At 36.4% G+C, this 6703-nt stretch carries 4 protein-coding genes; 2 read left to right on the top strand and 2 right to left on the bottom strand.

Translation table 11 applies throughout. The annotated features are described in order from the left end of the window. Positions 1-135: 135 nt before the first annotated feature. The gene (locus ACOVQ4_RS18030; protein ID WP_421822009.1) at positions 136-1431 is read right to left on the bottom strand and encodes a Gfo/Idh/MocA family protein; all 1296 of its coding nucleotides are present in this window, start codon (positions 1429-1431) and stop codon (positions 136-138) included. 408 nt (positions 1432-1839) lie between these two features. Here ACOVQ4_RS18030 and ACOVQ4_RS18025 point away from each other — a divergent pair, with 408 nt between their 5' ends. Next, positions 1840-4572 carry a PAS domain S-box protein gene (locus ACOVQ4_RS18025; protein ID WP_421822008.1) on the top strand — a complete coding sequence of 911 codons (2733 nt, stop codon included), beginning with the start codon at positions 1840-1842 and terminating at the stop codon, positions 4570-4572. A 189-nt stretch (positions 4573-4761) separates the two neighbouring features. Here the strand turns inward: ACOVQ4_RS18025 and ACOVQ4_RS18020 are convergent, their stop codons facing one another. After that, positions 4762-5334: a TetR/AcrR family transcriptional regulator gene (locus ACOVQ4_RS18020; RefSeq protein ID WP_421822007.1), complete on the bottom strand. Its 573-nt coding sequence runs from the start codon at positions 5332-5334 to the stop codon at positions 4762-4764. 205 nt (positions 5335-5539) lie between these two features. Here ACOVQ4_RS18020 and ACOVQ4_RS18015 point away from each other — a divergent pair, with 205 nt between their 5' ends. Next, entirely contained in the window at positions 5540-6067 is a 528-nt protein-coding gene (locus ACOVQ4_RS18015; RefSeq protein ID WP_421822006.1) for a ferritin, read from the top strand. The last annotated feature ends 636 nt before the right edge of the window (positions 6068-6703 follow it).

The following is a 6703-nucleotide window of genomic DNA, read 5'->3' as shown; positions in this document are numbered from 1 at the left end:
ATTAAAATCAATTTGTTATTTTGAGCCAATAGGCCGATAGCTCATGAAATACATTTTACCACTATTTACCTTGTGCTTTTTCCCTAGTGCCTATTATACTCAACATTTCTTATAAAGCTGGAGCTTAGAATTTTGCTAAACCGAGGGGTACTCCCAAGGTTTTCTATACTCACGTCTCAATAATTTGTTTGCCTCTGGATCATTTAGAACTAGCTCTTTTTCACCATCCCAAACAATACTTCTACCTACTTTTGCAGAAAGCATTCCTAAAAGACTCATATTGGTAGAACGGTGACCAATTTCGATATCACACATAGGAAGTTGATGCGACTTGAGAGAGCTTAAGAAATCATGCCACAACTCCCGGATATTTTGATCATCAGGCTTGTTTAAGGTTGGGTTTTCGTGTAAAATGGGTTTATTTTTATTTGCAGGATAAAAAGTCCAACCATCTTGCCAACCCATATGAAAGGTGCCTTCTGTTCCATAAAAGTAACAACCAACATTGGTATGTTCGGCTTCGTTAGCGCCGAACAAACGATGTTCCCACGATACATGGAAATTTTCAAATTCGTAATTGACTAACTGCATATCGGGAGCATCAGTAGTATCCTTTCGGATATGTCTAGCCATCGTAGAATAAATCTTACGAGGATATTTTTCATCCATGCACCATAGAATCTGATCCATCCAATGAATTCCCCAATCCCCAAGTTGTCCATTTGAAAAATTCAAAAATTGTCTAAAGCCTTTAGGATGAATCAGTCCATTGTAAGGAATCAACGAGGCTGGCCCACAATACATATCCCAGTCTAGTCCTTTGGGTACCTCCGAATCGGGCATCTTTGTACCTGCGCCTCCTCCATAGTGCACAAAAGCACGTATCATCCCGATTTGTCCTACCTTTCCTGAGCGAATAAAATTCATTCCAGAAATATTATGAGGCGAAGCCCGCCTGTGCGTACCCACTTGTACAATTTTATCATATTTTCGAGCAGCATTGACCATCGCCCTTCCCTCCATTATCGTATGTCCAATCGGTTTTTCAACATACACATGGGCTCCGCTGCTCATCGCTGCGATAGCAATCAAGGGGTGCCAATGGTCGGGTGTTGCTACAATCACAATTTCTGGTTTTTCTTTATGCAACAAATCCCGGAAATCTCGATATAGCTTAGGACTATCAGAACACAACGTTGTGACCTCTTTTTGGGCATTTGTCAGCTGCATTTCATCGACATCGCACAAGGCAACGACTTGGGACTCTCCTGCCCTAATTGCTTCACGCAGAATATTCATACCCCACCAACCTGAACCTATGAGGGCAGTTTTGTATCGGTAATTTTTATGAGAGAGAGCTGGCAAAAGCGGTAAGCTCGAATAAGCAAGGCTAGCAGAGGTTGATAATTTGATAAATTCTCGTCTTTTCATAGTTTTTGAATAGTTTACTTTCAATATACTTAAAATCAAATGTTTTTTTATGAGTTTTTGCAGGTAATCTTATGTCAAAATTTACACAGATAGCAATTTCTTCCGTTCATACCAAAAAATCTTCACTAATTGAAAGTATATTCGGTAAACATGATACTTTAATTATTAAAAAAGTGTATATTTGACTAATAGGCTTAATTCTTTATCACCGCCAATATTATGTTTCGAAAAGCCCTTACTTTAAGTCAGAACACTGAAACTATAAGTCTCATAAATCAAAAACTACAAAGCTTGGGAATTCTTTCCTCAGGCCATTTTGATTTATACGAAACTCGATTTTTAAAGTCTTTAATAAAATCTAAGCCAGATTATATATTCATTGATGTTACAGCGATTCAAACTGAAAAATTGATTTTTAAACAAACTGAATTTGTTTCTAAATTATTTGCCAGCTCAACTTTGATTGCGCTTTGTGATATCTTACATCCTGCTACCCAGAAGCTCTTACTCGAGGCAGGAGTACAAGACTGTCTTTTGCTGCATGACTTTATTAATCAAGATATTGAAAAAAACCTTTTCTTTGCCCGCGAAAGACAAAATCTCAGAAATCGATTTAAAAGAGTTGCCAACGATTACAAACAACTATTTGATGCAAATCCACTACCCATGTGGCTGTATAATCCTGAGAGTAAAAAATTTATTAAGGTAAACAAAGCAGCTTGTCAAAAATATGGTTATTCCACCAAAGAGTTTTATCAACTCAACATCGAGCAGCTTGCCATAAAACTTCCCGAATCCGAAGCTGTAAATACACTACCTACCGAAACACACAAGACCAAATCGGGGGAGATTATTTATGTCGAACTTACCTCCCATCATACGATTTACAAAAATACTGAGGCTGTTTTGGTATTAGCACACGATGTAACCTCTCGCGTAAAGGCGGAACAAGAACGAAATGTTGCCTCCAAACAACTCTTTTTAATTTTTGAAAATTCAACAGATGCTATCCTTCTGACCAACAACGAAGGCATCATACTGGAAGGAAATAGAGCAGCCAAAGAGCTTTTTAACTCTTCGAAATCATCATTACAAAATAAAGCGCTTTCTCAAATTGCCTCTCCTGAATTTAATACACCTTTTGAGAGCCTTTGGAAGAAATTTCAAGAAATTGGCAAGCATGAAGGTAAAATTTCTATCAAATCTGAAAATAAACTCACAAAAATTGCTTCATGGCGTGGGGTTGCAAATCTTAGAGAAGGAATCCATTTACATATTTTCAATGATGTTACCGAAACGGAGCTAAAGAACAGAGAAAATGAATTGAATAGTCGAATATTATCTTCTATCAAAGACGCTTTTACACTGAAAGAAACACTTGCCGCCATCAGCAACAATATACGATTGTTTACAGGTTGGGAAGTTGTAGAGTTTTGGCTTCCCGATTCGCAGAATCAAGTTTTATTTCTTGCGAGTGCTTCCGCTGATCCAAACAACCCACAATTTGTCAATTTTGCGGAAATGTCCCGAAATAGAGCCAGAGGCTTTAAAGAAAGGAGTATTTCAAATAATTCTTGGTTAGAAAAAAATGCTTTTTGGTTTGACAATCTCTATTATCATGAAAGCTTTAGCCGACAGGAATTGTTAGACCCCAGCCTTAACTATACTGCTGTATCAATTCCTATATTCGAAGCACCTGGAAGTGACCAAATTCTTGGTATCATCATTTTGATAACAGACCAAAAAGTATCTTATGATTCCTATTTGGTTACCATATTATCAAATGTTGCAAGTACCCTCGGCAACTTAATTGAGAAAGTTAAGGCTCGCGAAGAGTTGTCAAGTCTTTTCAATTACTCAGCCGACCTCATTTGTATTGCCGATAAAAACGGATATTTAATCAAAACCAATCCTGCTTTTTCAACAGTTCTTGGGTATTCCGTAGAAGAGCTGAAAAGTTATAAGTTCGCTGATTTGATTCATCCTGAAGATATGGAATCTTCTCTGGAACAAATAGCAAAGTTATATCAGGGTGAAATTGTCAGAGCACATGCCAATAGGTATAAAACAAAATCAGGCGAGTATAGGCATTTTGCATGGGTTGCAGTACCAGACCCAAACGGGAAACAAGTTTTTGTTATTGGTCGAGACGTGACTGAACTCAAGATTCAGACTGATTTAATTTTAAAGAATGCCGACCAAACCCGCAATATGCTCGAAAGTATTACCGATGGGTTTATCTCCATAGATAAAAATTGGAACGTAAGTTATTGGAACGCCTCGGCTGAACGAATTTTGGGTATTCCTAAAAAGGTTATCATCAACCAAAACTGCTTGGAATTGCTCGAAAATCAAGCACCTGAACTTGCTGCTCTTATTCAAAATGCTTCAAAATTGCAGAGTTCCTTATTTTTGGAAACCTACATTTCTACACAAAAAATTTGGATTGAATCAACTGCTTATCCTTCAAACGAGGGATTAACGGTGTATATACGAGATATAACTCTTGCCAAAGAACATAGCCTTGCAATTGCTACAATGCAAAAAAACCTAGAGGCTATTATTAATGCTACTTCCGAACTTATTTGGTCTGTAGATAAAGATTACAACGTTACTATTGCAAATAAAGCCTACTATGCAATGTTGGCAGATTTGGTAGGGAGTACCTCGATTTTAGACTTAAAAGTCGTCAGAGAAAATCTGAGTGAAGAAATAAAAAATCGGTGGTTTGAGTACTATAAAAAATGTATGAGTGGCGAACCTCACTCTGTTATCGAAGATTGGGAGTCTTATCATAAAGGAGGAAAAAGCCTTAAAGCTATTGTAAACTTCAACCCGATTTATGACCATCAGGGAAATATTACAGGGGTGGCTTGTTTTGCAAAAGACATCTCGGATATAACGCAAAAAATGGAAACAATAGACAAACAAACCAACCAACTACAAGAAATTGCTTGGTTTCAGTCTCACGCAGTGAGACAACCCTTAGCGAAGATTCTTGGAATTGTTGACTTTTTAGAGGTAACTGAGGTGGAATTAGACGAAGAAACTTCCCAACTTCTGAACGACCTAAAAAGCTCTGCTCAAGAGCTGGACGATGTTGTAAAGACCATTGTAAACAAGGCACAAAGAAATGATTAAGTTAGGCAATAGGCATTAAGTTTTTAACATTTCATAAAAATCATCTTTTTTCTTTAGCTTTCAGCTTAGGGCATTCGGCAAAAAACATAGTTAGCGTCACTAAAAAACCATTTTACATTCTTTGCCTAATGCCTACAGCTTGACAACTAAAATCTAATTTTACTCGCTTACTTAAACTTGCCTAAGTATTTAATGAATCGCGATGGCGTCCCACATCATATCAATACAAGCGTTAATTTCGGTTTGATTCAAATGTTGAACCTGACAAGACAACTCGCCGACAGCTCCACACAACATCATGATAATCAAATTGGAAGAGATATTTTTGATTAAAGCTTCATTCTGTCCCATTTCTATTAAATCAAATAAAGGTCTTAGCGCCTTGTTTTCCTCCTCAATAATGGCATCATTATCGCCTTCGTTGTAAGGCGATCTAGCATATTGCTCAAAAAATATCTGAACCTCAGGATTGGTAGCGACTCTACGAATATATTTATCTAAAGCCGATTTGAATTTACATTCAAAGCTCCCATCTTGATAGACATTTTCAAATGACAATTCTGTTTCTTTCCTGACCAAATACAGATACAAGTGATTGATTAACTCCCTTTTATCCTTAAAATAAATGTAGATAGTTCCAGTAGCTACTCCAACTTCTTTGGCTAGTATACTCATTTTTAAGCCAGAAAGCCCAACTTTGGAAATCATGGTTAAGGCCTTTTCCAAAATCATTTTCTCTTTAACTTCATCCTTGGTTCTCATAATATTTTATAATAAGGTATTTTGAATGTGGTTATGTCGAATGCCAGTCTAGTCTTTTCAGGTTAGGCAAATGAAAGATTTCAACGAGGCATAAGGTTAAATATAATTAGAATAATTCCAAATTTTATCAAAAATCCCCAAGTTTAAAACTTTTATCCTAAATATGTTATTATAATTGTAATAACAAATTAAGCTATATCAGGATATGAAAGATTTGATGAGACAAAGAACTTCTTTAAAAGAAGAAATAGAAATCGCTCTAAACGCACAATGTAAGATGGAAGCCGAGGCTTCGCAAAAGTATTTAGCGATGGCTTCTTGGCTAGACCGTAATGGATTCGAAAAATCTGCTGAGTATCTTTATGCTCAGGCGGAGGAAGAGCGTGAACATTTCCTTAAGTTATTCAAATACATCAACGAAGTTGGAGGCACAGCTATCACTCCTACAATCGGTGAGGTAATTCAAGAATATCCTTCTTTCAAAAGCGTATTTGAAGCTGCATTACAAAGTGAAATTGCGGTAACTAATGCAATCAATAAGATTGTAGCCAAATGTCGCGAAGAAAACGATTATGCTACCGAGCAATTCATGATGTGGTATGTGGTAGAACAGAGAGAAGAAGAGAAAAACGCGCGTCGTGCACTAGAGTTGTTTGATTTGATTGATGTAGAAAGTGCTACAGGTAAGTTTGCCTTGGATAAAGAAATTGGAAAAATTGGAGGCGAAAAATAAGCAGTCAAACATTTCGGTATATCATCCCAAACATGAGTTATTGACAATAGAAGGATTATTATCAAATGTTTATTCCAGCAGAAGAGAGGCAATGCTTGTGTACCAATGCAAGTAAAATATTAGTTTCATCAAAAAAGCGGTCAGAATACATTTTCTGACCGCTTTTTTTGATGAAAAATTGGAGAAAAGTCCCCCTCTAATTATTCAGGATGATTCTTATTTTTAACTTACAAAAAGAGATTATTTTACTTTTGACAATGATTTTTGTAAAGAAGAAATAGCGGATTTTAAGTATAATACTCTCGAGGCTACAGACACTATGCATATTGTAAGTACGGAAGACTTTATTAGTTAATAGTCTGATTACTGGACAAAATGAGAAAAGGTATTTAGAATTTTCAATGAATATTTAAAAACAGTTTAAAACTGTTAAAAAAATGAGTCCAAGACTAAGTCTTGAACTAGTAACTTCAAATTTGTCCAGTAATCAGGTTAATAGTATACCAGTGATTATAATATATTAATAATCAAAAGTCAAGTATAGGCTTTCGGCGGTGGGCTTTGGGAAAAATGCTTGTCCGTGGTCGTTAAAAACATTTTAACACGCTTTGCCTTGTGCCTATTGCCTTGTCCCTA

Source organism: Flectobacillus sp. (genome assembly GCF_049240685.1).
GTDB lineage: Bacteria > Bacteroidota > Bacteroidia > Cytophagales > Spirosomataceae > Flectobacillus.
The sequence above is the reverse complement of the archived record's forward strand: the minus strand, read 5'-3'. Positions and strand labels throughout refer to the sequence as shown.

Excerpts from the sequence above, each read along its gene's own strand:
- ACOVQ4_RS18015 (WP_421822006.1), top strand. The coding sequence starts at position 5,540 with ATGAAAGATTTGATGAGACAAAGAACTTCTTTAAAAGAAGAAATAGAA.
- ACOVQ4_RS18030 (WP_421822009.1), bottom strand. The coding sequence starts at position 1,431 with ATGAAAAGACGAGAATTTATCAAATTATCAACCTCTGCTAGCCTTGCT.
- ACOVQ4_RS18020 (WP_421822007.1), bottom strand. The coding sequence starts at position 5,334 with ATGAGAACCAAGGATGAAGTTAAAGAGAAAATGATTTTGGAAAAGGCC.